Origin of the sequence: Flammeovirga sp. SJP92 (genome assembly GCF_001583495.1) — a bacterium.
In the GTDB taxonomy this organism is placed as follows: domain Bacteria; phylum Bacteroidota; class Bacteroidia; order Cytophagales; family Flammeovirgaceae; genus Flammeovirga.
Genome location: NZ_LQAQ01000015.1, coordinates 328,273 through 353,031 on the forward strand (window position 1 = coordinate 328,273; position 24,759 = coordinate 353,031).

The window sequence follows — 24,759 nt, forward strand, 5'->3', positions numbered from 1 at the left end:
GCAAGTGTTAAGCCGGTAGGCGTCACTTGTGATTGGTCATAGGCGAAGTCTCCCGACTTTGAGCCAACAAACCAAAGTGTATTTCGAAGTCAGGAGACTTCGCCAATACATAGTTCCAAGTGACGCTGTCGTTCAACACTTGAAACATAGAATTTAGTAAGTAAATTCTGCTTTGAAATCTCCTTCAAGGTTGATTTTCTCTTTCTTGGCTACTTCTTCAGCAATGCGAACCAATGCACCGCTTTGTACGATATCATGCATTGCTTCAATATCGTAAGCCAATACTCTGTCTTCATCAGCATGAGCTACTCTCTCACGAACATAAGCATGAGTAGCTTCAATAATTGGTGATGATTTTAATGGTCTTCTGAAGTCCAATGCTTGAGCAGCGTACAACAATTCTACTGCTTGGATTTGCTCCAAATTACCAATAATCTGAAGTGTCTTTCTTCCCGACACAGAACCCATTGATACGTGATCTTCTTGTCCTAATGAAGTTGGAACAGAATCAGCTGATGCTGGGAAACAAAGCGTTTTATTTTCAGTTACTAATGCCGCTGAAGTATATTGAGGAATCATGAAGCCTGAATTCAACCCTACGTCTGCCATTAGTAATTTAGGCAAACCAAAACGTCCTTCAATCATCATGTAATTTCTTCTATCAGCGATATTACCCAATTCTGAAGCCGCAACCCCTGCATAATCCAACGGAATTGCTAAAGGCTGTCCATGGAAATTACCTCCTGAAATGGCATTTTCAGCGTCTAAGATAATTGGGTTATCCGTTACTGAGTTAAGCTCTACTTCCACCATTTCTTTCAAGTGCAACCAAGCATTTCTTGAGGCACCGTGAACCTGAGGCATACATCTTAAAGAATACGGATCTTGCACACGATCACAATCCACATGAGAATCTAAAATTTCAGAACCTTGCAACATGTGATGCAAACGAGAAGCTACATGCTGTGTTCCTTTATAAGGTCTAATCTGATGCAAAGCAGACTCGAATGGACGAGCGGATCCCATCAATCCTTCCAAAGACATCGCTCCAATGATATCCGCTGTATCCAAAGCATTGGCTAGCTTTTCAACTACCTTCACTGCATGAGCTAAGATAAACTGCGTACCATTGATCAAAGCCAATCCTTCTTTTGGCCCTAACTGTAATGATTTCACCCCCAATCTATGCAACACATCTGAGGCTAATGCTTTATTTCCTTTTTCATCATAAACTTCACCTAGTCCAATCAAAGGCAAAAATAAATGGGATAAAGGAGCCAAATCACCTGATGCACCTACGGAACCTTTTTCAGGAACCATAGGAACGATATCTTTCTCAATGTGCCAAATGATTCTTTCCAAAGTAGTCAATGCAATTCCTGAAAAACCTTGTGCTAAAGCGTGCACTTTAGTAATCAACATGATTTTAGAAATCTCTTTTGGAATAGCATTTCCCACCCCAACACTATGACTCTGTAAGATTTTGTGTTGTAAAGTGGAAGTATCTTTTTCTGAAATAATAGTAGTACAAAGCGGACCAAAACCTGTATTCACTCCATAGACAACATCTCCTTTGTCTACAATTTCCTGAACAGAAGCTTGGCTCTTGATTACCTTGTCCTTTGCCGTATTATTTAAAACTCCAGAGATTTTTCCTCTGGCAATATCCAATGCAATGCTCACCGTCAGATGGTCAATGCCGTATTTGAATATTTTTCCCATGGTAGTAATTTATGATTAGTATGTGGGTATTAGAATTATCTTCTAATACTGTATGTGTGGTGTATGTTTTTTACTTCTCCAAGTTGTCCAAAACACGTTCGGACAATGATTTTTCGGTCAATGATGTCTCTAAAATTTTCAATTCCTTCAAAATCTGACATTCATTTTGTTCCGTTATTTCTTTCATCGAAAGTTGTATGGATGCCCAAATAGGCTTACTTTTTTTGACTAACTCCTCTCCTTTCTCAGTAAAAAGAATCAATCGTTTTCTTCCATCATTTTCATCCTTTTCAACTTTGAGTAATTTTTTCTTGATCAATGCTGTAGTCAATTGACTCACTGCCGAGTGACTTACATTTAATTGATCAGAAATAGCTCTCATTGACAGCTTTTTATGTTCATCTAACAAATAAAAAACGGGAAACCATGATGGATCAAATTCTATCCCTTTGGCTTCATAAACTTTAGAAACTTCAGAGAGAAAACGCTCTCCTAACCTCCTAAGTCTACTCCCCAATACAAGTGTTCCTGCTGATTGATAAAAATCCATATTTCTTTGTTTTACCCAAAAGTATATAAGTACTTACATATTTACAAGGAAAGGCTCAAAAATATGTAAGTACTTACATAAAATATGGTAAATAGAATATAAATCACTAACTTTAAAGAAATTGTGTATTAAATTACAATTATCATTAACATCTCATCTACTCTACTTTTTGTATATGACATCGTGATTAGATGTAATCATTAAATTTATCTGCTATGGAAATTGCAATAACAGACGGAATCAAAGTCAGTGTTGAAACCTTCTATCTCCCTGAGTATTCTGTTCCATCAAGACGACACTACGTATTTAGCTATAAGATCAAAATTGAAAACCTTAGTGCCAATAAAATTCAATTGCTAAGAAGGAATTGGGAAATCACGGACATCACTGGTGATGTGAGAAATGTGGTCAATGGGAAAGGAGTTGTAGGCAAAGAACCAATCATGATTCCAGGCGAGTCTTTTGAGTACAATTCGGGTTGTCATTTCCCATCCCCATGTGGTAAAATGTCGGGTACTTATGTAATGCGAAAAATCGAAGATAATACCTTATTTGAAGTACAAATTCCTGAGTTTACTTTAGTCCCAAGTTTCTTCAATAATTAGGCAGATCATACATAGCACTTTTTTAAAAGCGTGATTAATGGTAAATTATATAGACCTAAAAACTCGCTTTTTCAATCGCTATAGTTTGTATGACAGCCCAGAAAACACCTAATAATTCCTCTTTTCATATCGAGGAATTACATGATTATATCTTCAATAAGCTATTGTTTATAGCTATTTTAAACGATTTTGGCAATGTAATCAGCACCAACAAAAAAGGTAGTTCGTTACAAAGCATTCACCAGTATTATGACTTCGGTACTTTAAAAGATAAAACACCTAAAGTTTTAATATCGGATCAAGAAAGTTGGTCCGGTTACCTTTTACATAAGAGTGATCACAAAAAACACAGTATTTCACTTTCTAAACACCAAAATTATTACGTGTGGGTTGGGCTTGAATTGGATCATAAAGTGGATCAGGATAAGGCCAAAGAAGTGATTCGTTTAAAAGAGAAAGTGACACTACTGCTTACCAAAGAGAAAAACCTGCAAGCACTACTTCAAGCAAAAGCACTGAATGAAATGTTGGAAGGTAAAATAGAAAACAGTGATGACCTTACACTGTTATCTGATTTGCCAATGGAACTGGAATACACCGCCAACAGTGCACAAGCAATCTTTGAAAATGAAGAGCGTCAGCGTTTATCCTTTGAAGCCTCCAAAGAAGGGCTTTGGGATTGGAATCACATCACTAGAAAGGTGTATTATTCTAAATCTTTTTATCAGATGATGGGTATAGACAAGCAGGAAAATGAAGAAGATATTTCTGCATTGTTGAACCTCATTCATCCTGAAGACCGACCGAATACCATCCGGATGTTACAGAGGGATATTCTGATTAAAAATGGCTTTCAATCCATTTTCAGAATGATCACACCTGCAGGAAAAACGCTATGGGTACTCCTAAAAGTGGCTGTTCAGAAAGATGTGGATGGAAAGGTCATCCGCGTGATTGGGAAACACTCTGATATCACTTTCTTTAAAAATCACACAGACAATATTCAGAAAGCAGTATTACAGACGGAGGATAAAGAAAGAGAACGTTTCGCCAAAGAAATTCATGATGGTTTGGGGCAAACGCTTACTGCTTCTATTTATCAGTTGGATGAATTTCTCAAAAACACCCAAAACCTCAATGAGGAGGAACGAAAAATCATCCAAAGAATTAGAGAACAAGTTAGAGATGCTACCAAGGAAGGAAGAAATATAGCACATAACATTATGCCTACATGCATTGAAAAACTTGGACTTGTGGGCTCTATCGAAAAGCTTGTAGACACCTACCGCACCATCAATAATAAAGAAGTCAACTTCTTTTATAAAATTGAAAAGAATGCGATGTCCTTTGCACAACAGCATATACTGCTGAGAGTGACACAGGAAGCGATTCAAAATGCTTTTAAACACGGAAAAGCCAAAGAAGTCTCTATTTCATTAAACCAAAACCTAGACTTAATTACTTTAATGATTGAGGACAATGGTTGTGGTTTTGATGTGAAAAACACCTTGAAGAAGGAAGAAAACGGATTGGGATTACTCAGTATGAAAGACAGGGTCAGAACGATCGAAGGGACAATTGATATTGACTCCTCTCCTAATTATGGCACTTGCATTATTATTCAATTGAAGACATTTACTAATTAAATACGTGTACGTACTACTCAAAAACCTAATAAAACCAGGCTATAAATTATGAAAACCAAAATATTACTTGTCGATGACCACAGTGTGATACGTCACGGTATCAGATCTTATTTTAAAAACTGTGATGACTTTGAAGTAATTGCCGAAGCAGATTGCGGAGAAAGAGCCTTCAAGGCTTTAAATGCAATGAATGTGGACCTGATCTTTATGGATATCTCTATGAAAGGAATGGATGGCATCAGTGCTACAAAAATGATAAAAGAAACATTTCCCAAAATAAAAGTAATTGCACTGAGCATGATGATGGACAGCGACTATATCAAAAATATGGTTAATGCTGGTGCAGACGGCTATTTATTTAAAGACTGTACGGAAGAGGAAATTCTAAAAGCTGCAAGGGCCGTAAGAGATGGCGACAGCTATTATTGCTCTTCTGCCACTAAGAATATTATTAGCAGTTATAAAGAAAAAGAAGCACGCCCTGCCAATGCTAATGATGCCCATTTTGTTCTCACTCTAAGAGAGAAAGAAGTATTACGTCTGATTATTGATCAGTGCACCAATAAAGAAATCTCTGAAAAGCTTTACATCTCACCGCGTACTGTGGACGCTCACAAAAGAAATCTTCTGGATAAAACAGGACAAAGAAATGTGGCTGGATTGGTGATGTATGCTATCAAACACAAGCTCTTTTCGGACTTAAAAGCTTAAAATAGGTATTATACCTATACTGATTAGGTATTAAACTCATGTTTAGGAAGTAAGACAGGTGTACATTTGTTATATACTAAAACAGTAAGAAGAAATTCCTGTTAAACCTAGATATAAGTTATAAGTCAGAATTAGAGTAGTAAATAGAGAAATAGATAGCACAATAGTTCATCAGTTACAGAATGAGGAAAAGTCCGACCTATTAGGCCGGACTTTTTTAGTTGAGAGGTATACTAAGTTATTTAACTTAGAGATTCTCCATAAAAACAAAAGAGGCTACCATTTGTATGATAGCCTCTCCAATAAAGTATGAAATGAAATGAATTATTACTTATATTTTTATTTAATCTAACTGTCTTTGTTAAAGTACTGAGAATGAATCCGAGTATGAAACTCCGTCGATTTCCAATTCTGCAGTATAAGTACCTGTAGGTAATGTAGAAAGGTCAAAACGCTTAATGTTTTTTGCGCCTGCTACAAATCTTGAGTGATAAACAGTTTCGCCACTGTCTTTTGATAATCTCACTTTTACAAATCCCTCAACATCTTTACCTAAAATGATGTTCAAGTTTTCTTTTGCTACAGATATTTTAAATTTTTGTTTTGAAGTAGCTAATTGGTAATTCATCATTACTGCTGTATTTGATGGAGTAACAAAAAACTCTCTTACTAACATTTTATCTTCAAACTTCATTTTAAAAGTATATTTTCCTTCCGGTAAACTTTTAAAATTAATGTCTTCTTTTACTTTTCCAGATGCGATAACTGTTTTTGATGTATAAACTTTTCCAGCTTCGTCTGCTATTTGAAAACTAATTTCTTCTCCTTCTAAATTTTCGAAAATAATAGATGCTGATGTTCCATCAGTAGAAGCTTTAAAGAAATAAGAAATTCCGTTAAATGGTAAATAATAATCTTTAGCTGTTATACTAAAAGAGATTAATAGCGATGCGAATAATAGTGTTAACTTTTTCATAGTATGTGTATTTAATTTTTCGTTTCGTTGTGTTTTGATTACATCACAAAGGTGTGTGATTATTTTCTGTCGTCAAAATGAAAATCATCGAAATATTTCAAAAGTTTAATTTGAATTTAAATAATAATATTTTGTACAGATTACACTTTATTCATTTTCACCTATTAAGTGTAAGTTGATCCTATAGCATTGTTATGAGTATTTGCATTTATATAAAAAAATGTTCGTAAAGTGTATGAGCATACACTTATCGTAAAAAAATAATGTTAAATAATGTTAAATTACTTTTATTCACCCAGAGTTAATATTGAAATGAGCATTTATTCATTTCTATAAAATCCTTGTTTTTCAATACGTAGGAGATATTATGCACTGATAACAGTATAAAACCTGTTTTTAGGTAGTTTCATTTACTGATAATAGTCATTGTTTTGAATTTTCAGCAAAAAAATAGAATTTATAAAGGTTGAATCACAATGACTGACTTCTCTTTAACTTATTATTCTTCATTTATGGTACTCATACACTACAAACGACTTTGTTTCTGTCAGTTTCAACTCTTCTTTTTTAATAAGTTCCATTTCCTGAAAAGCCATCCAGCTTTCTAACTCTTTCTCATTGATCAGTTGAGAAATACTTGACAAAGATTCAAGCGAGGTATATCTCGTTTTTGAAACAAAAGTAGTTTGATCATTTTTTTGGATCACAATAATCAAACAACCCTTTTCTCTTAATGTCTTGATTATTTTAGAACACACTTTCTCTGCATCTACATATTCAAGTACTAATCCCACAAAACATAAATCAATTTGCTCTAAATCTAATTGCTCATGTTGTACATCTATATTTAAAACCTCAAGACCTGTAATCTCCTCTTGAAAAGTTGCTTTTAATTTTTTGAGATAATCACCATTGATATCAATCGCATAAACTGACTGGGTGAAATTGGGGTCGATATGTTCTAGTCCATTACCAGTCGCACATCCCAGGAGAGCAAAACGCTCAGGTTTATATTTTTTAAGGCAGTAAGAAGTTAATTTATTGAGAGCTTGTGCCTGCCCTACTTCAAGCATATGATTTTCATAGTCTGAATGTTGAATAGTTAACCAAGGATTTTCCATGCTGATACGGTTTAGTTTGAAAAGTAAAAATCAAAAAATTGCAACATTAGAAAAATGATCTTCCTTAGATCTACAAATATTTGTTATTAATAATACATTTCATTGATGATCCGCTGAACAAACAATATATTCCTATCCTTAAGACCCTATACTATTTTTCATAACTGATCATTACAAAATCATCTTTTCGATTTACGAAAGCAAAGTTGAACTAATAAAACCAATTAAATCATGAAAAACAGACCTTACATTTTAGCCGAGTGCCATTAGGAAACTCTTCAGCACGCTGACTTCGAAGTTACTATTTTACTTTGGGGTGCTACAGAAGCACATAATTATCATTTGCCTTAGCCACAAAAGAAAAAGGCGAAAACTATTTTAAAGCGGTCACAAAAAAGCTGAGCGAGTTCCTTTGTGATTTAGACAAGGTTGACCGAAAGAATATGTATAAATAAGTATGACACAAAAAGATAATCAAATAGCAATTGTAACCGGGGTAAGTCGATTAAAAGGGATTGGTAAAGCAATATGTACCGCCCTTGCCAAAAATGGGATTGACATTTTCTTTACCTATTGGCTAGAATATGATGACACTATGCCTTGGGGTGTACAGGAGAATGAACCTGATTTGATCCAGAAAGAAATACAAAACTATGGTGTACAATGTGAAAAATTGGCCTTAAACCTAAAAGAAGAAGGAGCTGTAGATTTATTATTTTATCAAGTAAATGCAAAAATGGGAGCTCCAACCATTTTGATCAATAATGCGACTTACAGCACATCCACCAACATTTCGAATATCACTTCGCAAGAATTAGAAGCTCACTATCTTGTCAACATGAAAGCGGTGATTCTTCTTACTTCACGATTCATCAAGAATTTTAAAGAAAATGAACATGGCGGTAGAATCATCAACCTTTCTTCTGGTCAGAATTTGAGTGTAATGAATGAAGAAGTGGCCTATGCCGTGACAAAAGGAGCAATTGATACTTTTACTCGTACCATTGCACAAGAAATTGCATCAAAGAAAATCACAATTAATGCCGTCAACCCTGGACTGACCGATACGGGATGGCTTGATGATGCTCAAAAAGAAATGTTTCTAAAAAGATTTCCAATGGGAAGAATTGGTGCTCCCGAAGATGTTGCTCGATTGATTTCTTTTTTGGTTAGCAAAGAAGGAGAATGGATCACTGGTCAGATTCTTAACTCTGAAGGTGGATTTATTCGCGAAGCATATCAATAGAGTAATTAAGATTTTATCCGGTCAGATTTTCGAGATATAAAAAAAACACCTTACCGTTTCTGGTAAGATGTTTCTATTTTATATTCAAATAACCTGACTGACTTAGTCTAAGTTATGTTTATATCCAACTAAAGCGTAGTATATAAGGTAAGCCTCACAAATGATTACAATTGTCCAAGTCATTTGCCAATCGCCTAATGCATCAGCACTAACACCTTGCAACCAAGGAAGGATAGCACCACCTGCAACACCAATCATTAATGCACCTGAACCTTTTGCAGTATATGGACCTAATTTATCAATCGCTAAAGCGAAGATTGCTCCCCACATGATTGAGTGCATTAAACCAATACCTACTAATAACCATAATTGTTGAGTCAACATACCTGCTACAGTTAATACTAAAGCAATTCCTGCAGTTACTAATAATTGAGTTTGTCCAGGAATTTTCGCTAAGAAAGAACCACAAAGACGACCTACTAACATTGATCCCCAGTATAATGTAGCCATGAATGCATACGTTTCTTTAGGAATACCAATTTGCTTTGCATGAAGAACAATATTTGAACCTACTGCTACCTCAGCACCTACATAAACGAAGATGGCAATTACACCTAAAGTTAAGTGCTTGAAGCTCCAAATAGATTTTGTAAGAGTAGAAGGGTCAACTTCTTCTCCGTCTTCTGAAGCCATTGGGTTTGGCAAATCAATTTTACCTAAAACGCCAGCAACTACTGCAATAATTACCATCAGAATTGATAATGGTAATAAGATTTGAGCTACTTCTGGAGCTACACCACCAAAGATAATACTCGCTACGAAAATTGGAGCGATAGTAGTACCAATAGAGTTCAAAGCACCAGCAATACTTAAACGAGTTACAGAAGATGTTCCAGGAACAACACAAACCGCGATGAATGGGTTAATAACAGTCTGCAATACCGCCATTGCACATCCTAAAGCATATGATCCTACTAAGAAGATAAAGAACGCTTGAGGAACACTTGACTCTCCAATAGCAACTGATGGCAAATCAGCAAATTTAGCAGATAAAGCTTCAATTCCTAAGGCTGCTACAAGCATAATCAGACCTCTGATCAATGTAGCTTTATGACCTTTGTTATCTACCCAGCTAGAGGCAATATTACCCATAGTTGGATAACCCATAAAGAATGCAAACGTAATGAACGTTGCTAATGTGTTTTGTAAAGCACCTGCTTCAGAAAGTAACGCTTCCTGTAAAGGAGCTTGGAATTGTTGGTTTACTACAGTTAAGAAACCTACAATGAACATTAAGCCTACCATAATTAGGAAAGGCCCTGTGTTGTTTTTTTTAGTTTGAACGTCTTTCACAATCGTTTTTTCTATAGTTTCACTCATCGTTTTGAGACAAAATTGTTAATTAAAAAGTGTTTTAAGTGGACTCATTAGTGATCAAAATAATAGGACGAATAATACTTTAATTCATTATCCCTTAAAAAACCTAAACCGTTTGCAATATAGATTTAGAATTTTGAAAGTAAGAATGACACTTATCAGTTTTATCCAATATCATCATTTTAGAGTCACATTTTAACAAATAAAAACATTTGTTATAAATTCCGCTGAAACCCCTTTTCACTTGAAATATATTTCTTTTTTTTTAATTCTATTCAAAAAATGTTTGCATTCATAGGAGTTTATTGCAACTTTAAATATGATCAGTGAAGTTCTATTAAAAATATTTTCAGGTTCTGTCGTTGGTTACACCACTAACGATCTCGCACTTAGAATGTTATTCGAAAAAGTGATGGGTATCCCCAGTATTGTGGAGCAGACAAAGGATGAATTTATTAATAATATCAGTCAATTAGTTGAATCCGAAATCATCAGACATGACAACATCAGCGAGGAAGTGAAAAAAGAAAGCTTCCAAAACGCTTTGCAACTCATGCTGACGGAGTTTATTGAGACGCATTTGAAGGAAGCGTTCCGAGAAGATGAACTTATTGCAGAGATTCCAGAAATCGACACTTCTATTGACAGGTTTATCGCATTGATAGACGAACAATCAAAAGACACTATCCGAAAAGGGTTGAATGGTCTTTTGATGAATTCTCACATCACTGATTTTACTTCAAAACAACACATACGTTATATCTGTGATCAGTCTTTTGATATTATTCTTTCTATTCTAAAGAAAGAGAACCTTATCGAAATGCTGACTAATGATATATGGCACGAGTTCAAAAGGGAACAAGTGAAGAGTGTTGTCTCCCCTATTCTTTTTGAAGCGCTTGATCAATACACTGGTGATTTCTTTGATGAACTTCATGAGTTGATCAAAAATGATGAACTGCCACTGAACAATTTCATTGATAACTTTTTGAAGCAAATCGAGAACGATGAATTGATTTTAAAATTGAGTCAATCCATCTCTCAAAAAAGTATCAGTGAACTGTTAGGCTCAGGCGATCATGTGAATATTGCCAAAGAGGTGCACCGAATTCTGGACATGGAACTTCAGGATCAAAGTGAAAGTGCGCCCATCAAGAGACTAATCAATATTTTAATTGATGTGGTGAGTCAAGAGGAAACGACTATTTTTGATATTCTCCCTCCTACCATTGCTGAAAATTTTGAGAACTTCCTCAGAAATAATATTCCTATTATTCTAGATGCCGTTGTAGAATGGATTCAAGAAAATAGAGAAGAAATCAATCACTTGGTCAATGAGGCTTTTGAAGAAGAAGCTACGTTTATTGGCCGTTGGCTCATGGGAATTTTTGTGGACAGCGTCAGTGAGCGTTTCAAAGTGGTAGATGAGATCATTCATATTGCCAATGATCAAAAAACAGATCAGAACTCAAAAGCACTTGCAGAACAAGGAGCTGAGTTTATGCTGGATTATTTAAAAAAGAATAGCATTGGCAGTTTGATTCAGAAGTTTGACCAAAAGGGATTGATTGATACCATTCATGCTCTTTTGAAAACTTTAGTGGATGAAAAGCTCTTAGGGCAAGGTGCCAACTCTATGTCTTCCATTATGGATAGACGAATTGAAAGTATTTGGTCATCCGACAGACAACATGAAGACCTTTCTAAGCTTTTCAACTTTTTGATTGATGAACAACTGATCTCGAAATTCATCTATCAAAAGAAATCAACAGAAAAAGCTAAAAAAATTGTAAGTGAGCGTCTGGACCGTATCAAAGATCAACCTCTGTACTCTTTATTCACAGATGCTACGATTTCAAATTTTGGAACTAAGACACAAAATTTCTCTGAAGAAATCATGCTTTCCGAAAAAGTAAATATCTCCAAGACATTGGAAGGTATAATTGATAAAGAAATCACACAAAAGCCTTTTTCGGCATTAATTGGAGCTAATACTGTAGAAAAATGGACTCCAAAATTAAAGAAACTTTCGGTTTCCTTTATCAAGGATGAATTTGAGAAAGGAAAAAAACGTCCGATTCATGACTTGGTGAAGATTGCTCAAAAAAGTGCTTCTCTCCCTAAGAAATTAACTTCCGGAATAGTCGGTTATATTGATCGAAATATCAATCGTCTGATGAAAGGGCAAGTCAGCAGGATTGTAGCAGATAATCTTCAGAATAAACACAATAAATTACCTGAAATGGTGAAAGGGTTTATGGGTGAAAACATGAAACCTATTACCTACTTCGGGGCCTTTTTAGGTGCAATAGCAGGTGGGCTGACAGCATATGTACCAATGGGTGAAAATCCTTTGAGCCTAGGCTTGAACATTGCATTGGTGTATGGCATCACAGGTCTTGCCACGAACTGGATTGCCATTAAAATGATTTTCAGGCCGTACGCACCAAAGTATGTATTTGGAATGCAAGTACCTTTTACGCCAAGTGTTGTTTCTGCCAACAAGCAGAATTTTGCCAATAATATGGGTAAATTCGTAGGGCAACAACTTCTCAATGAAGAATCCATTGGCAATGACATACAAGGAAAGTTATCTACACTGAAAGACAATATTTACAATACTTTTGTTGAAACGGATTACCGTACGCTGGACATCCTATTAGAAACAGAAAAGAAGGGTATTGCAAAAAAAGTCAGTAAAGACTTCACACATAACCTCTTCTCAAAAAGGTATGAATACGCTCAGACGTTTGCTAATAAAATAGAAGAGGAACTTGTTAAGATCGATTCATTCCCTGCAAGTTCTTTACAAACAAAGTTCATTGACTTTGCACATAAAGATGCAGTTTATGAAACCTTATCTAAATTCTTGACTGATAAGGTGATCGACCTTTTCAACAATGACTTAATGCTCAATGATGCTATTCCAGACAAGTTTGTGGACCAGATGTTTGACGCTGTAAAACAAATACTGAAAAAGCAACTGGATAAAGCACATCAATGGATCTTAAAAGACGATTTATTTGATGAGTTGAAAAAAGTCTTCAGAGACAAACTGATTGAATATAGAAGTAAGTCGCTCAATGATATTCCGATTTTCAGCAACAATAAGATCAAAATCAAAGAAAGCATTTGGAAATTGATGATTGACACACTTCAAAAGGATGATTTCCAGAGAAAAATCCTATACTTCTTTGAAAAACAGTTGCTGGACATTTCAAATCAAGAGCAACCGATCAGAACACTTTTTGGAGGTAAACCTTATGAAGCTTTACAGGCCAATAGCATCCAAATTGTGGATCAATTGATACATAGAGTCATCAATCATCTCAAAGAGAATGATGAGAAAATTGCTGAAGATGTTTACACTTCTGTGATCAAGAAACGAAGAATGGCTGCTCTTTATGAAGGGAATATCAAAAGAACTTCAATGGCATTGACCAATAAAAAAATCCCTGATCTGTTAATGAAAGGATTACCTGACATTACAAAAAAAATACAGGATAGAATTTCAATTATTGCCAGAGAAACGAAGATCAAAGATTTAAATGTTGCCATCAACAATGAGCCTATCAAGGATACTATTTTAGGATTGCTTCAAAACCATAGATTGCTCACAAGTGTTCAGTTTGTATTGAACCGCATTGTGGATGAAATTTTTGAAACAAAGATCGAGAAAATATTAAGTGTAGGCTCTATTTCCGAAGGAGAGCTTTATGATCAATTAAGTCAGAACCTCGCTCCTGAAATTGAAATTATCCGTAATCACCTCTCCGATCAAATTTCTAATGATGAAAAGAAAGAAAAGGTTATCAATGAGCTTTCGGATATCATCAAAGAAATCTCTAAAAAAGTGATTCTTTCTAAAAAGGTTAAAGATATTTTCAAAAATACTAAGGAAGATGATCTGCGTGAGGGCATTAAGAATACATTTACTATTTTATTGAATTCTAGATCCTCTCAAAAATTCATCAGTACGATTGCCCATCACATCGCAGAGTACCTTGAAAATAATGGCATCTCTGAAATTGTAAATCATGAACAACTTATTTATGATGTAGAAAGGGGGATTGCAAAGTCGTTAGAAAACAATAAAAATCAAGAAGTGATCAGAGAGTTAATCAAAAATCTCTCTGTAATATTCCTCAATGATTTCAATAAATGCCTCACCACAGAAACGAAGAATTATCTTTTGAGTAAGATGCTGGATGGACTGATGAAATCTGCTTCACCTCACACAGGAGCACTCATCAGAACCATCGATTTTCAAGGAATTGTGGTCAATGAGATCAATCAAATGGACCCTGCCAAAATTGAAGAACTGTTTTATGGTTTTGCAGGCATGTATTTCAGAAGGTTGATTATCTATGGTTTCTTCCTTGGTTTACCAATTGGCGCCATGTTAGATTTCGGGCTGATTCAATTAGTTTCTTTTGTATTAAAAGAGTAAATTATAGATATAAGTACAAATTCAAAATTACCTAATACTAATTCTATTTATTGTTTTGCGATTACTTCCTTCAAAAAACTTTTAATAGAACCACTATTAATACGTTTTTTAGCGTTGTACTCACAAAAAATAAATTAGTAATACTAATTCTATTTATTGTTTTGCGATTACTTCCTTCAAAAAACTTTTAATAGAACCACTATTAATACGTTTTTTAGCGTTGTACTCACAAAAAATAAATTAGAGTTAACTATGATTTATTTTTGACTTAGTACTTAAAAACCAATATCTTTTTAAAAATGAAAGCTACCTCTCTACTGTTCATATCTCTCTTTTTGCTGTTCAATATTTCTTTTGCTCAAGGCAAGAAAACGGTGCAAACTATAGAGCACGATTCCACCATTACGATGATGCGTAATAATATTGTCCGCTTCAATTTGACACCTTATTTGCTATGGGGAAGCGGCAATTATGTTTTTGGCTATGAAAGGAGAATTAATGATTTCCAAACCATTTCATTGAATGTAGGAAGTCTGACCTTTCCCAAATTGGTCAATCTCCCTCTAGGAACTGGAGTCGCAAGAGATTTTAAAAACACAGGTTACAGTTTCGCTATCGACTACAGACGCTATTTCAAGAAAAGAAATAGAGGATTTGCTCCTGACGGTCTGTATTGGGGACCTTATGTTGCTTACTATAGATACAACTTGAGCAACAATGTCTCTTTTGATAGTTTAGGAGGAATGCCCGTACAAGGAGATCCTATTCAAGCGAAAATGGAAGGCAGTGCGGATATTTTCACTATTGGCGTTGAGTTGGGGTATCAATTCGTAATCAAAAAAAGGATCGCTGTTGACCTCATTATGATTGGCCCCGGATGGGGAATGTACAGCGGTACATTGAAGCTTAATAGTGACGTTACTATACCTGAAGAAGCTGAAGTATTACAGGAAATTAAAAATGGACTTGTCAATAAATTTCCTGTGCTTGATGGCTTATTAGATGGAGAAGAAATAAATACCAATGGAGATTTCCGGACATGGACCGGCGGACTCCGGTTTGTCATACAGGTGGGATACGCCTTTTAAATCCTGCATTTAATCGCAAATACGTACTAGGGCTTTGAAATGAAAAATTACTTCTGCCCTAGTACCCGAATTAACATTTTAATATACTATGAGAACTTTCACGCTTATTTACTTGCTACTTTTAAGCTCAATCTGTTTTGGGCAATCTTTTGTTCCAGTTTTATCTGTAGATGGAATGACCGCCTCTAAAGAGGTGTATGTGATCAAAAACGATGGAACTAAAATAGAAGGAAAAATCAGTTCTGCCACTTTGGTCAACGACATCTTGAAAAGTGTCAATATCAAATCAAAGGATGGTGTAAAATACAAATTCAAGGCCGTAGACATTAAAATTCTTGCTGTCAAGCCAACGGATGTTTTTCAATTTGAGCAATCCATGACTGCCGGTTCTATCCAAGAATTAATAGGAAGAGAATTTGATCAGGTTGTTGATCAAGAGTACGTTTATTATGAGCAGGCAATTCTTCCTGGCAAGAAAAATAAATTTGCTTTAATGCAATTGTTAAACCCAGGATTTGATCATGTAGTGAAGGTCTATAAAGATCCGAATGCCAACGAAACGGGGAGTTTAAGTATTTCAGGTGTGAAAGTAACTGGAGGAATCGATAAGTCTTATTTAGTTTGTGACACGGGTTCCAACAGGGCTGTTCTTCTTCAAAAGAAGAAATATAAAAAGGAGGCTCAAAGCGTTATCTTCAGCAAGTGTCCTGATATTTTCAATAAATATTATGGAGATGACAACTTCAATTGGAGAGATTTTGCTGAGCATGTTTATGTTTATGACCAACTGTGCAGTGAACAAGATTAGTTAAATTAATTTCTTAACAACCAAAAAGTCCAATTTCCTCAGGTGTATATTCCTCAAGAAATTGGACTTTTTTTATGCTTCTTCTTTTAATGTTTGAATGTCTTTGACCAATTGACGCATTTCCAATTTGAGTGTACCATTATAAATGCCTCTGATTTTCTTATTCTGATCTACTAAAATAAAATGTTCGGTATGTAAAAACTCTGTACTGTCTTTTGTAAAACCTAAGTCTTCCTCCGCAAAATAAGACTGTCTTGCCAACTGATAAATCTCTCCTTTGGTTCCCGTCAGAAAATACCAGTTTTTTGAAGTGATTTCCTTGGCCGTTACATATTCATGAAGTACTTCTACATTGTCAATCCAAGGAGTCACTGTGTAAGACATCAACTGTACATCCTCATCATTCGCATATTGATCATCTATGATTTTCATATTTTCGGTCATCACAGGACAAATACTACCACAACTTGTAAAAATAAAGTTGGCCACATGTACTTTCCCCTCTATGGCTTTTTGAGTCACAACCTGATTATGCTGATTTCTCATTTCAAAATCACCAATTGAATGTGTGATTTTTTCATTTACCTCCTGATCTGTTGCCAGAAAATGAGGTGTGAAATCTGGTGTATTATAAAACGGCAACTGTTTTTCACTTTTTGAACAACTCATATGAATGAAAACAACAGCCACTATTGCAATCCAATTAAAACGTCTCATCTGATACATTAATACAATTTTTTGTTCCCAACAATCCAAACCTTCTGCCATCTTTGATGACGTAATTGGCTTTGACTTTTCCATTGTCATACCACACCTGCTGTACTCCAGTCTCCTGCCCTTCATGATAGTTCTGATTTCTGATCAATCTTCCCATTACACTCCAAGCCTGAGCATTCCCTTCATAAAGATCATTTTTAAAATGAGTGATAAATCGAGTTCTACCATCAGGAAAATACCCCACTTGCGTTCCTTCTTTTTTCCCTTCCTTATAAGTTCTCACTTCCTCTAACATTTTATTGGGGTAGTACCTTGACCATGTCCCCTCTTTCAAACCATCATAGTATCTTCTGACACGAAGTGTATCCAAACCATTAGGGTAATTCCAGTAGATTGTGCCACTGAAACGTTTTCCATCGACATAAAAAACGCCCTTCGATGACTTTACTTTGACGGTATCAGCAAGAACCGTTTCTAATTGTAAAACTTTCTCTTTTTCCTGCTTTTGTTCACAAGAAAAAGAGAAAACCACTAGGAAGAGTGATATACTAATTAGTTGAAGTACCTGGCGTTCCATAATATCCATTTCCATTGATGTACGGGTCTTCTGCTGTAACATGATAATGATAAGTACCATCAGGGTAATCTTCTGTAGCATGTGAGTGACCGTGATAATCATCTAAATCGTCATTGCTGACAGCTGTTCCATTTTCTCTGGGTCCATAAACAGGGAAACCGTCCAGTAAGAAACCTAGTAAGCCTTCAGTACCAATTGTATCTTGGCTTGTCAAGTAAGTAGGTTCTAAATGATAGTGATATTCACCCGTTTTTTGAGGATGACCATTATATTGATCAAAACTATAGATTTCATCTGTCAGAGGTTGATTATTTGGCCCCGCATATTGGTTATAAAAAGAAACACCATTGACAGCGATCCCCATTGTACCTAATGAAGTAGGCTGATGATTTGTTGCCTCTTGAGGATGCAATGGAAGCTTCACTACGCGATCGAAAGATGCAATTCTATTAGGGTTCAAATGAAAGTCATTACTGTTGTATGCCTCATAACGACTACTCCACTCTGTATCTTGATAATAAGGGCTGCCGTGATCTGGCAAACCGTCTACCTCTATCACCACATAATCTCCTTCCACGTAAATATCAGAAGCTGCATAAATCTTTCTATAAACGGACAAATCTACAGTTGAATCATCGTTAGAATCATCATCTGAGTTGTCATCATTAGAACTATCATCATTGATATCGTTGTCGTCGGAAGTTTGGTCTTGAGGTGTCACATTAGAATCATCCTCATTGCTGTTGGAACAATTCATAAAAAAAGTGCATAGCAGTAAAATAACAAAATAAGTCTTTCTCATAGTGTATTAAGAATAAGTGTGTAAAGCGTAATGGTTGTGATTTCAATCAATATCTATCCATAGAAAGGATGTATTGATTCAATTGTACTCAACTTTTATTGATTTTTTTTTAATATTCAATATTTATAAGTTATGAAATCAATCATAAACTACAAAATATTACTATTACAACAGCTTACTATTCTCATAAAAGTTACTTACACACAGCAATAATACAATTTCTACTTTTGGGTACTACGGAATTGTGAAGGTGAAATCCCTTCTTTCTTTTTAAAGATTCTTGTAAAATAAAGTGGGTCATTATATCCTAAATCATACGCTATCTCATTAATAGGTAACGAAGTGGACTGTAATAATTCTTTGGCTTTTTTTATCCTTTGACTAGATAAATACTTTGACGGAGTTTCTTCATAAACTTTCTGAAATTCTCTTTTAAAAGACGATAAACTTAAATGACATAGTTTGGCCAATTCTTCTAAAGACAAATTAGAAAAAGTGTGCAATTCAATGACTTTTTTTAATTGAGAAGTACGTGGGGAATAAAGATCGTTGATTAATTCCATCACCGAAGAAACATTGTTGGTTTGAATCAACAAAAGCACCAACTCTTTAATTTTCAGTTCCAATAAATCTTCATTGACCAAAGACGGATTATCAAAATAGAATTCTAATGAATCAATAAAACGGGCAATGATTGCCTCATCCTCTACAATTCTTGTTTTAGGGTTAGTCATTTGTTTTTCAATCAACTTTGGGAGCTCATTAATATACAATTTCTTTAATAAATCTGGAAATAGATGTACTGCTATTACTTCAACGCTATCTTTTTCTTGCCTTTGTAGAAACTCCAAAAAGTAAGTATCACATCGTAATAAAATAGCTTCCTTTTTCTTCACTTCCACATTATCTTGTCCTGAATGCAACTTTATATGAGCATCTTTCATATACAGAAAACATCCCTCATTTTGAAAGACTCTCTCCTTAGTATAAGGCACTTTGATGGTTGTTTTCTCAATAAGAGGCCTCCCTTGGTAGTTAAAACTAATTGCTCCTTCCATTTTCATAAGGTGAAGATACTGAAAAAAGAGATGATCAAACAATCACCTCTTTTATAAAATTTAAACTGCTGAGCTGTTCATGTTAAACATGCTCTACACCTTTCTTATCCCATGCAAAAGGTTGAAAAGCGTTATCTAGTGGTGTTTTAGCCACATGATTCGTATAATTACTAATGGTCTTCTGTGCCAGCCCTAGTATAATTTCCAATACATTTGTTTGTGTATACCCTGCCTTGAAAAACGCATCCAACTGCTCATTATTTACGAAACCTCTTTCACGTACCAAGGCTACTGTAAATGTTCTCAATGCTTCCAATTTTTCATTGGGCAAAGGCGTTTCATTTCTCAATGCCTCTGTGATTTCAGGAGCAATATTCATAGCATTAGCAATAGCAGTGTGAGCAGGAACACAGTAGTGACATTCGTTCTCGACATTAATGGTTTGCCATACAACTGTCAGTTCATCATTATTGAAAGACGTGTTTGCAAAGGCCTCATGTAAATAATCATAAGCTTTCGCTAATTGAGGAGAGTTAGCTAATGTACCAATCAAGTTCGGTACAAAACCAAATGCTTTTTTCTTTCCTTCTAATAATTCTTTGCTTTCTTGAGGAGCTGTTTCTGAATTGTGGATTTTAAAATTTGCCATGATCTAATAAAATTTAGGGTGTTAGATTCCTAGACCTACTTTTTGAAGGCCTTAAGAATTCATTGATTAATGAATTAAAATAATGTGATCTTTCGGTTGTGAACTGATAGATTCAGTGTTGATGCCAGGATTAATAAAACAGCCAATACAGGCGGTCTACTTTCAAAAGGCAACACTTCTACGGGCACATTGGGATCGGAATGCACAAATAAGGCTACAATCATAATAGGAAGCACCATAATGCTCATACCATAAAAAAGCTTATCTGCCAATTCGGGTTTTATTTTATTGTAAAAGAAGAGTAATAGAAGGGCGATTGCACCGACTATAATTTCACTACTTTGACCTATGAAGAAGGATAACTTTGGAAATGGCAATCCTGCTATCTCAATCTGCGTAGCAAAATTATAAGAAAATTGATCTGTAAACTTCACCAAGCCCGGCATAAATAAAAACAAGGCTATAAATGCGGTCGCTATTTTTTCTGAAACTTTCATCTTCTTTTCTTTTTTTGTTTTTCTTATGATACAAATATCATGGATAGAACTTTTAAGAAAATGGACAAAACGTTCAAGGATATGGACTTTTTATACTAGTGAAAATATGGACAAAAAAGCATTAATTAATCTCTATGAAAATTGCTTTACAAACATTCACAATGATCATCATACAATGAGTAAATATTTTTTAGATTACATAATATATTTAACTACCTTTAAAATGATGTGACTTCAACTGGTATTTTTTTATTTGCAAACTATAAGTAACAGACTCTACTTTAATTTCATGTAAGAGTCAAAACCTAATATCTAGTAATAATATACCATAGGTAGGTCTTAATTATTTTTTTTAACTCTTCAAATTTTTGAACTATTCATGAAGAAATTTATTTCTGTAATTATTATGACTCTATTCACGGGTCTTAATTTCCTATTCGCACAGCAAACTAATCAAGTTATTTTAGAAGGTGATTTAAGTTTCACTTCTACTTCTTTTGGTTATGCCAACTCAGATGATAAGGTTAAAACTTCTACTTATAAGTTTTCTCCTTCCATAGGGATTATATTATGTTAAGTGACAAAGTGGCTTTAGGTGGATTTTTAGAATATCGGTCTTCTACTTCAAGTGAAGCTAGAACCTTAGAAGATAATAGTAGAACATTACATTATGGTATTTATACTAGAATTCATTTCACCTTAAAAGAAAAGTTAGTTATGTATATACAGCCACGACTTAGCTCAGCAAAATACTTAGGTGATAATACTCCCGACGGTTATTTCAATTTAAACGTAGGCACAGGTGCTGGACTTTTGTATTTCATTACTCCTAAATTTGGTTTGAACTTAGTCCTAGGAAATATCAACTACAGCTATACCACATTTAAGGTTTCTAAAGATAAATATGTAAGTAATGACTTCACTTTTGAAACAGTATTGAATTCACCAAAACTTGGTATTTCTTTCTACTTGTAGAAAAAAGTAACCACCAAAAAAAGCCATCAAGACCTAAATCCTGATGGCTTTTTTGATGAACAACTTTGAATTGTTATTACATATTCAATGCTCTGTCACCTGTAGCAGCTAAACAAGCCTCTTTGATTGCTTCAGAATAAGTAGGGTGAGCATGAGACATTCTTGAGATGTCTTCTGCTGACGCTCTGTATTCCATAGCTACTACACCTTCAGAAATCATATCTGCCGCTCTTGGACCGATAATGTGCATTCCTAAGATTTCGTCTGTTTCTTTATCCGCTAAAACTTTCACCAAACCATCAATATCCATAGAGGCTCTTGCTCTACCTGATGCTCTGAATGGGAATGAACCTGCTTTGTAAGCACGCTTCGATTCTTTCAACTCCTGCTCAGTGTAACCTACTGAAGCCACTTCTGGCCATGTGTAAACTACACCAGGAATTAATTTATAGTTGATATGAGGCTTTTCACCATTGATGTGTTCAGCAACATAAACACCTTCTTCTTCCGCTTTGTGTGCTAACATTGCTCCTTTCACAACGTCACCGATAGCGTAGATACCTTCTACTGAAGTTTGTAAGTGCTCGTTGACATCAATTCTACCGCGTTCATCCATTTTACCACCGATTTCTTCGAAATTCAATTTATCAGTGTAAGGACGACGTCCGATAGAAACTAGGCAATAATCACCTTTGATCTCAATCTCTTTACCTTTTTTGTCTGTTGCTTTTACTACAACTTCTTCTCCTTCAACTTTTACTGACTCTACTTTTGTCTTCAAGTTGAATTTGAAACCTTCTTTCTTCAATACCTTTTGCATTTCTTTTCCTAAAGAAACGTCCATTGTAGGGATTAAAGAATCAGCATATTCTACTACTGTTACTTCAGCACCTAAACGTGCGTAAACTGAACCTAATTCCAATCCGATTACACCACCACCAATTACGATAAGGTGCTTAGGAATTTCTTCTAGTTTTAAAGCCTCAGTAGAAGTGATTACTCTTTTCTTATCAAACTCAATAAAAGGAAGCATTGTAGGCTTAGAACCTGTTGCGATAACTGTTTTTTGAGTGTTGATTACTTTTGACTCTTCACCGTCGATTTTGATTGTATTTTTATCTACAAATGAACCAAAACCTTCGTAAACGTCAATTTTATTTTTCTTCATCAAGAAAGCGATACCGTCCGTAGTTTGTTTTACTACTTCACCCTTTCTTGCGATCATTTTACCAAAGTCAATTTTTGGAGTCTCTACTTCTAAACCGTGATCAGCAAAACGGTGAACCGCCTGATGATACAATTCTGAAGAGTCTAACAATGCTTTTGAAGGAATACATCCAACATTCAAACATGTTCCACCAAGAGTAGAGTATTTTTCAATTAATGCTACTTTCATTCCTAATTGAGCAGCACGGATGGCAGCAATATAACCGCCGGGACCTGAACCGATCACTGTTAAATCGTATGTCATATCTGATCCTAAAAAGGTATTTTAAAGAAAGGAATGCTAGAAATGTTTCCAGCATTCCTTAGTGTTTATTTTAGTAAGTTTGTTTTGTGTAGTTTAATTAAAGTAATTAAATCTACGGTTAGAGCTGTTCCAACAACGCTCAAAAGCTTAGATCTATACGTCTAATAATAAACGGATTGGATCCTCAAGCAATTCTTTCACACGCTTCAAGAAGCTCACTGATTCACGTCCGTCAATGATTCTGTGATCATAAGACAAGGCAACGTACATGATAGGTCTGATATGTACCTCTCCGTTGATTGCTACTGGACGTTCCACAATGTTGTGCATTCCTAAGATTGCCGACTGTGGAGCATTGATAATTGGAGTCGATAACATTGAACCGAATACACCACCGTTTGTAATTGTGAATGTACCTCCTTCCATCTCTGGAATAGTCAATTTATTATCACGAGCTTTTAACGCTAAACGTCTTACCTCTTTCTCGATATCAGCTAGACTTAATGACTCCGCATTTCTGATTACTGGTACTACTAAACCTTTTGGAGCAGAAACCGCAATAGAAACATCTGCATAGTCATTGTATACTAATTCGTTTCCGTCGATGTAAGCGTTTACTGCTGGCCACTCTTGTAAGGCTACAGTTACAGCTTTTGTAAAGAATGACATGAAACCTAATCCAATCTCATGCTTGTCTTTAAACATCTCTTTGTATTTCTTACGAAGATCCATTACAGGCTTCATGTCTACTTCGTTGAAAGTAGTCAACATAGCCGTTTCGTTCTTCACTGAAACCAAACGACGAGAAACTGTTTTACGAAGAGCAGTCATTTTCTCTCTTCTTTGAACTCTTTCACCTGGAGCTGCTACTGGAGCCGGAGCTTCAGCTGCTTTCGGTGCAGATTTCTTAGGAGCTGCAGCAGGCTTTTGCGCTTTCTCTGCATCTTCCTTCGTGATACGACCATCAACACCTGTACCTTTTACAGTAGATGGATCAATACCTTTTTCAGCTAAGATCTTCGCCGCTGCTGGAGAAGCGTGACCTGTAGCATAAGTAGTGTCACCTGAAACTGCTGCAGAAGGAGCTGATGCTGCTGGAGCATCTGAACTTGCAGCGGCCGCCGGAGCACCACCTTCCATTACTTCGATCTTACAAATTGGAGCACCGATTTCTAAAGTCTCATCTTCTTGAGCAATGATTCTTAAGATACCTGACTCTTCTGCTGTCAATTCAAACGTTGCTTTATCAGACTCGATCTCGCAAAGAAGATCATCTAATTCCACATAATCGCCGTCTTCTTTCGCCCATGAAGCAATTGTAACTTCAGAAATAGATTCACCTACTGTAGGCACAACCATTTCCATTACTTCACCAGTTGCTTTTGGACCTTCTGATGACGCTGCCGATGCTGGAGCCGCTTCTTCAGTTGATGCTGCTTTTGGAGCACCACCGGCACCTTCTTCGATAGTACATAATAATGCACCAATCTCTAAAGTTGCATCTTCTTCAGCACCTTCTGCGATTGTGATTACACCGTCTGCTTCTGCTACTAACTCAAAAGTAGCTTTATCAGATTCTAATTCACAAAGGACATCATCCAATTCAACTGTATCGCCGCTTTCTACTAACCATCTTGCGATAGTTACTTCAGTGATCGACTCACCGACAGCTGGAACATTCATTTGTAAGCTCATAATTTTATATTTTTTGCG

Annotated in this window: 22 protein-coding genes; 9 read left to right on the forward strand and 13 right to left on the reverse strand. The window is 35.5% G+C overall.

Going from position 1 to position 24,759, the window contains the following annotated elements; all coding sequences use genetic code 11:
- Window positions 1-153 precede the first annotated feature (153 nt).
- Both hutH and AVL50_RS02665 read right to left on the reverse strand, forming a co-directional pair.
- Entirely contained in the window at window positions 154-1,722 is a 1,569-nt protein-coding gene (gene hutH / locus AVL50_RS02660) for a histidine ammonia-lyase (RefSeq protein WP_062614928.1), read from the reverse strand.
- Between the two features lie 70 nt (window positions 1,723-1,792).
- Entirely contained in the window at window positions 1,793-2,272 is a 480-nt protein-coding gene (locus tag AVL50_RS02665) for a MarR family winged helix-turn-helix transcriptional regulator (RefSeq protein ID WP_062614929.1), read from the reverse strand.
- 215 nt (window positions 2,273-2,487) lie between these two features.
- Between AVL50_RS02665 and apaG the strand changes: the two genes are divergently transcribed.
- From apaG to AVL50_RS02680, 3 genes are all read left to right on the forward strand, one after another.
- Complete coding sequence (apaG, locus tag AVL50_RS02670; protein WP_062614930.1) at window positions 2,488-2,877, forward strand: Co2+/Mg2+ efflux protein ApaG; 390 nt, start codon at window positions 2,488-2,490, stop codon at window positions 2,875-2,877.
- Between the two features lie 89 nt (window positions 2,878-2,966).
- Window positions 2,967-4,523, forward strand: a complete 1,557-nt coding sequence (locus AVL50_RS02675) for a PAS domain-containing protein (protein WP_062614931.1) — start codon at window positions 2,967-2,969, stop codon at window positions 4,521-4,523.
- Window positions 4,524-4,571: 48 nt separating this feature from the next.
- Entirely contained in the window at window positions 4,572-5,234 is a 663-nt protein-coding gene (locus AVL50_RS02680; protein WP_062614932.1) for a response regulator transcription factor, read from the forward strand.
- A gap of 361 nt (window positions 5,235-5,595) precedes the next feature.
- On the opposite strand, the gene AVL50_RS02685 is transcribed toward AVL50_RS02680, so the two are convergent.
- Both AVL50_RS02685 and AVL50_RS02690 read right to left on the reverse strand, forming a co-directional pair.
- A complete protein-coding gene (locus AVL50_RS02685) occupies window positions 5,596-6,210 on the reverse strand; it encodes a hypothetical protein (RefSeq protein WP_062614933.1) in 615 nt (204 codons plus the stop codon).
- 506 nt (window positions 6,211-6,716) lie between these two features.
- Window positions 6,717-7,331, reverse strand: coding sequence for a class I SAM-dependent methyltransferase (locus AVL50_RS02690; RefSeq protein ID WP_062614934.1), 615 nt, complete (start codon window positions 7,329-7,331; stop codon window positions 6,717-6,719).
- A gap of 457 nt (window positions 7,332-7,788) precedes the next feature.
- Here AVL50_RS02690 and AVL50_RS02695 point away from each other — a divergent pair, with 457 nt between their 5' ends.
- On the forward strand, window positions 7,789-8,577 hold the full coding sequence (locus tag AVL50_RS02695; RefSeq protein WP_062614935.1) for an SDR family oxidoreductase: 789 nt from the start codon (window positions 7,789-7,791) through the stop codon (window positions 8,575-8,577).
- 102 nt (window positions 8,578-8,679) lie between these two features.
- Here AVL50_RS02695 and AVL50_RS02700 read toward each other — a convergent pair whose 3' ends face one another.
- Window positions 8,680-9,957: an MFS transporter gene (locus tag AVL50_RS02700; RefSeq protein ID WP_063850516.1), complete on the reverse strand. Its 1,278-nt coding sequence runs from the start codon at window positions 9,955-9,957 to the stop codon at window positions 8,680-8,682.
- Window positions 9,958-10,273: 316 nt separating this feature from the next.
- Between AVL50_RS02700 and AVL50_RS02705 the strand changes: the two genes are divergently transcribed.
- The 3 genes from AVL50_RS02705 to AVL50_RS02715 all read left to right on the forward strand — a co-directional run bounded on the left by AVL50_RS02705 (window position 10,274) and on the right by AVL50_RS02715 (window position 16,300).
- Window positions 10,274-14,404, forward strand: coding sequence for a DUF445 family protein (locus AVL50_RS02705; RefSeq protein ID WP_062614936.1), 4,131 nt, complete (start codon window positions 10,274-10,276; stop codon window positions 14,402-14,404).
- A gap of 299 nt (window positions 14,405-14,703) precedes the next feature.
- Complete coding sequence (locus AVL50_RS02710; protein WP_062614937.1) at window positions 14,704-15,492, forward strand: DUF3575 domain-containing protein; 789 nt, start codon at window positions 14,704-14,706, stop codon at window positions 15,490-15,492.
- 88 nt (window positions 15,493-15,580) lie between these two features.
- Complete coding sequence (locus tag AVL50_RS02715; protein ID WP_062614938.1) at window positions 15,581-16,300, forward strand: hypothetical protein; 720 nt, start codon at window positions 15,581-15,583, stop codon at window positions 16,298-16,300.
- Window positions 16,301-16,372: 72 nt separating this feature from the next.
- On the opposite strand, the gene AVL50_RS02720 is transcribed toward AVL50_RS02715, so the two are convergent.
- From AVL50_RS02720 to AVL50_RS02745, 6 genes are all read right to left on the reverse strand, one after another.
- Entirely contained in the window at window positions 16,373-17,101 is a 729-nt protein-coding gene (locus tag AVL50_RS02720) for an SCO family protein (RefSeq protein WP_253764246.1), read from the reverse strand.
- A complete protein-coding gene (locus AVL50_RS02725; protein ID WP_062615051.1) occupies window positions 17,004-17,594 on the reverse strand; it encodes a toxin-antitoxin system YwqK family antitoxin in 591 nt (196 codons plus the stop codon). Before AVL50_RS02725 ends, AVL50_RS02720 begins: the two co-directional genes overlap by 98 nt.
- Window positions 17,566-18,351 carry a YHYH protein gene (locus tag AVL50_RS02730; protein ID WP_253764247.1) on the reverse strand — a complete coding sequence of 262 codons (786 nt, stop codon included), beginning with the start codon at window positions 18,349-18,351 and terminating at the stop codon, window positions 17,566-17,568. Before AVL50_RS02730 ends, AVL50_RS02725 begins: the two co-directional genes overlap by 29 nt.
- 266 nt (window positions 18,352-18,617) lie before the next feature.
- Window positions 18,618-19,454 (reverse strand): AraC family transcriptional regulator, encoded by an 837-nt coding sequence (locus tag AVL50_RS02735; protein ID WP_216639002.1) that lies wholly within the window; start codon window positions 19,452-19,454, stop codon window positions 18,618-18,620.
- A gap of 82 nt (window positions 19,455-19,536) precedes the next feature.
- Window positions 19,537-20,103 (reverse strand): carboxymuconolactone decarboxylase family protein, encoded by a 567-nt coding sequence (locus AVL50_RS02740; RefSeq protein ID WP_062614941.1) that lies wholly within the window; start codon window positions 20,101-20,103, stop codon window positions 19,537-19,539.
- Between the two features lie 74 nt (window positions 20,104-20,177).
- Entirely contained in the window at window positions 20,178-20,600 is a 423-nt protein-coding gene (locus tag AVL50_RS02745) for a hypothetical protein (protein WP_062614942.1), read from the reverse strand.
- Between the two features lie 379 nt (window positions 20,601-20,979).
- On the opposite strand from AVL50_RS02745, the gene AVL50_RS02755 reads away from it, so the two are divergent.
- Window positions 20,980-21,177, forward strand: coding sequence for a hypothetical protein (locus AVL50_RS02755; RefSeq protein WP_062614944.1), 198 nt, complete (start codon window positions 20,980-20,982; stop codon window positions 21,175-21,177).
- On the forward strand, window positions 21,171-21,575 hold the full coding sequence (locus tag AVL50_RS02760) for a hypothetical protein (protein WP_062614945.1): 405 nt from the start codon (window positions 21,171-21,173) through the stop codon (window positions 21,573-21,575). Before AVL50_RS02755 ends, AVL50_RS02760 begins: the two co-directional genes overlap by 7 nt.
- 76 nt (window positions 21,576-21,651) lie before the next feature.
- Here the strand turns inward: AVL50_RS02760 and lpdA are convergent, their stop codons facing one another.
- The gene (gene lpdA / locus AVL50_RS02765) at window positions 21,652-23,046 is read right to left on the reverse strand and encodes a dihydrolipoyl dehydrogenase (protein ID WP_062614946.1); all 1,395 of its coding nucleotides are present in this window, start codon (window positions 23,044-23,046) and stop codon (window positions 21,652-21,654) included.
- A gap of 153 nt (window positions 23,047-23,199) precedes the next feature.
- Window positions 23,200-24,741, reverse strand: a complete 1,542-nt coding sequence (gene odhB, locus AVL50_RS02770) for a 2-oxoglutarate dehydrogenase complex dihydrolipoyllysine-residue succinyltransferase (RefSeq protein WP_062614947.1) — start codon at window positions 24,739-24,741, stop codon at window positions 23,200-23,202.
- Window positions 24,742-24,759 lie beyond the last annotated feature (18 nt).

What these genes read in the sequence shown, in the direction of transcription:
- hutH (WP_062614928.1), bottom strand. Translation starts at nt 1,722, where the DNA reads ATGGGAAAAATATTCAAATACGGCATTGACCATCTGACGGTGAGCATT.
- AVL50_RS02665 (WP_062614929.1), bottom strand. Translation starts at nt 2,272, where the DNA reads ATGGATTTTTATCAATCAGCAGGAACACTTGTATTGGGGAGTAGACTT.
- apaG (WP_062614930.1), top strand. Translation starts at nt 2,488, where the DNA reads ATGGAAATTGCAATAACAGACGGAATCAAAGTCAGTGTTGAAACCTTC.
- AVL50_RS02675 (WP_062614931.1), top strand. Translation starts at nt 2,967, where the DNA reads ATGACAGCCCAGAAAACACCTAATAATTCCTCTTTTCATATCGAGGAA.
- AVL50_RS02680 (WP_062614932.1), top strand. Translation starts at nt 4,572, where the DNA reads ATGAAAACCAAAATATTACTTGTCGATGACCACAGTGTGATACGTCAC.
- AVL50_RS02685 (WP_062614933.1), bottom strand. Translation starts at nt 6,210, where the DNA reads ATGAAAAAGTTAACACTATTATTCGCATCGCTATTAATCTCTTTTAGT.
- AVL50_RS02690 (WP_062614934.1), bottom strand. Translation starts at nt 7,331, where the DNA reads ATGGAAAATCCTTGGTTAACTATTCAACATTCAGACTATGAAAATCAT.
- AVL50_RS02695 (WP_062614935.1), top strand. Translation starts at nt 7,789, where the DNA reads ATGACACAAAAAGATAATCAAATAGCAATTGTAACCGGGGTAAGTCGA.
- AVL50_RS02700 (WP_063850516.1), bottom strand. Translation starts at nt 9,957, where the DNA reads ATGAGTGAAACTATAGAAAAAACGATTGTGAAAGACGTTCAAACTAAA.
- AVL50_RS02705 (WP_062614936.1), top strand. Translation starts at nt 10,274, where the DNA reads ATGATCAGTGAAGTTCTATTAAAAATATTTTCAGGTTCTGTCGTTGGT.
- AVL50_RS02710 (WP_062614937.1), top strand. Translation starts at nt 14,704, where the DNA reads ATGAAAGCTACCTCTCTACTGTTCATATCTCTCTTTTTGCTGTTCAAT.
- AVL50_RS02715 (WP_062614938.1), top strand. Translation starts at nt 15,581, where the DNA reads ATGAGAACTTTCACGCTTATTTACTTGCTACTTTTAAGCTCAATCTGT.
- AVL50_RS02720 (WP_253764246.1), bottom strand. Translation starts at nt 17,101, where the DNA reads ATGGAAAAGTCAAAGCCAATTACGTCATCAAAGATGGCAGAAGGTTTG.
- AVL50_RS02725 (WP_062615051.1), bottom strand. Translation starts at nt 17,594, where the DNA reads ATGGAACGCCAGGTACTTCAACTAATTAGTATATCACTCTTCCTAGTG.
- AVL50_RS02730 (WP_253764247.1), bottom strand. Translation starts at nt 18,351, where the DNA reads ATGAATTGTTCCAACAGCAATGAGGATGATTCTAATGTGACACCTCAA.
- AVL50_RS02735 (WP_216639002.1), bottom strand. Translation starts at nt 19,454, where the DNA reads ATGGAAGGAGCAATTAGTTTTAACTACCAAGGGAGGCCTCTTATTGAG.
- AVL50_RS02740 (WP_062614941.1), bottom strand. Translation starts at nt 20,103, where the DNA reads ATGGCAAATTTTAAAATCCACAATTCAGAAACAGCTCCTCAAGAAAGC.
- AVL50_RS02745 (WP_062614942.1), bottom strand. Translation starts at nt 20,600, where the DNA reads ATGAAAGTTTCAGAAAAAATAGCGACCGCATTTATAGCCTTGTTTTTA.
- AVL50_RS02755 (WP_062614944.1), top strand. Translation starts at nt 20,980, where the DNA reads ATGAAGAAATTTATTTCTGTAATTATTATGACTCTATTCACGGGTCTT.
- AVL50_RS02760 (WP_062614945.1), top strand. Translation starts at nt 21,171, where the DNA reads ATGTTAAGTGACAAAGTGGCTTTAGGTGGATTTTTAGAATATCGGTCT.
- lpdA (WP_062614946.1), bottom strand. Translation starts at nt 23,046, where the DNA reads ATGACATACGATTTAACAGTGATCGGTTCAGGTCCCGGCGGTTATATT.
- odhB (WP_062614947.1), bottom strand. Translation starts at nt 24,741, where the DNA reads ATGAGCTTACAAATGAATGTTCCAGCTGTCGGTGAGTCGATCACTGAA.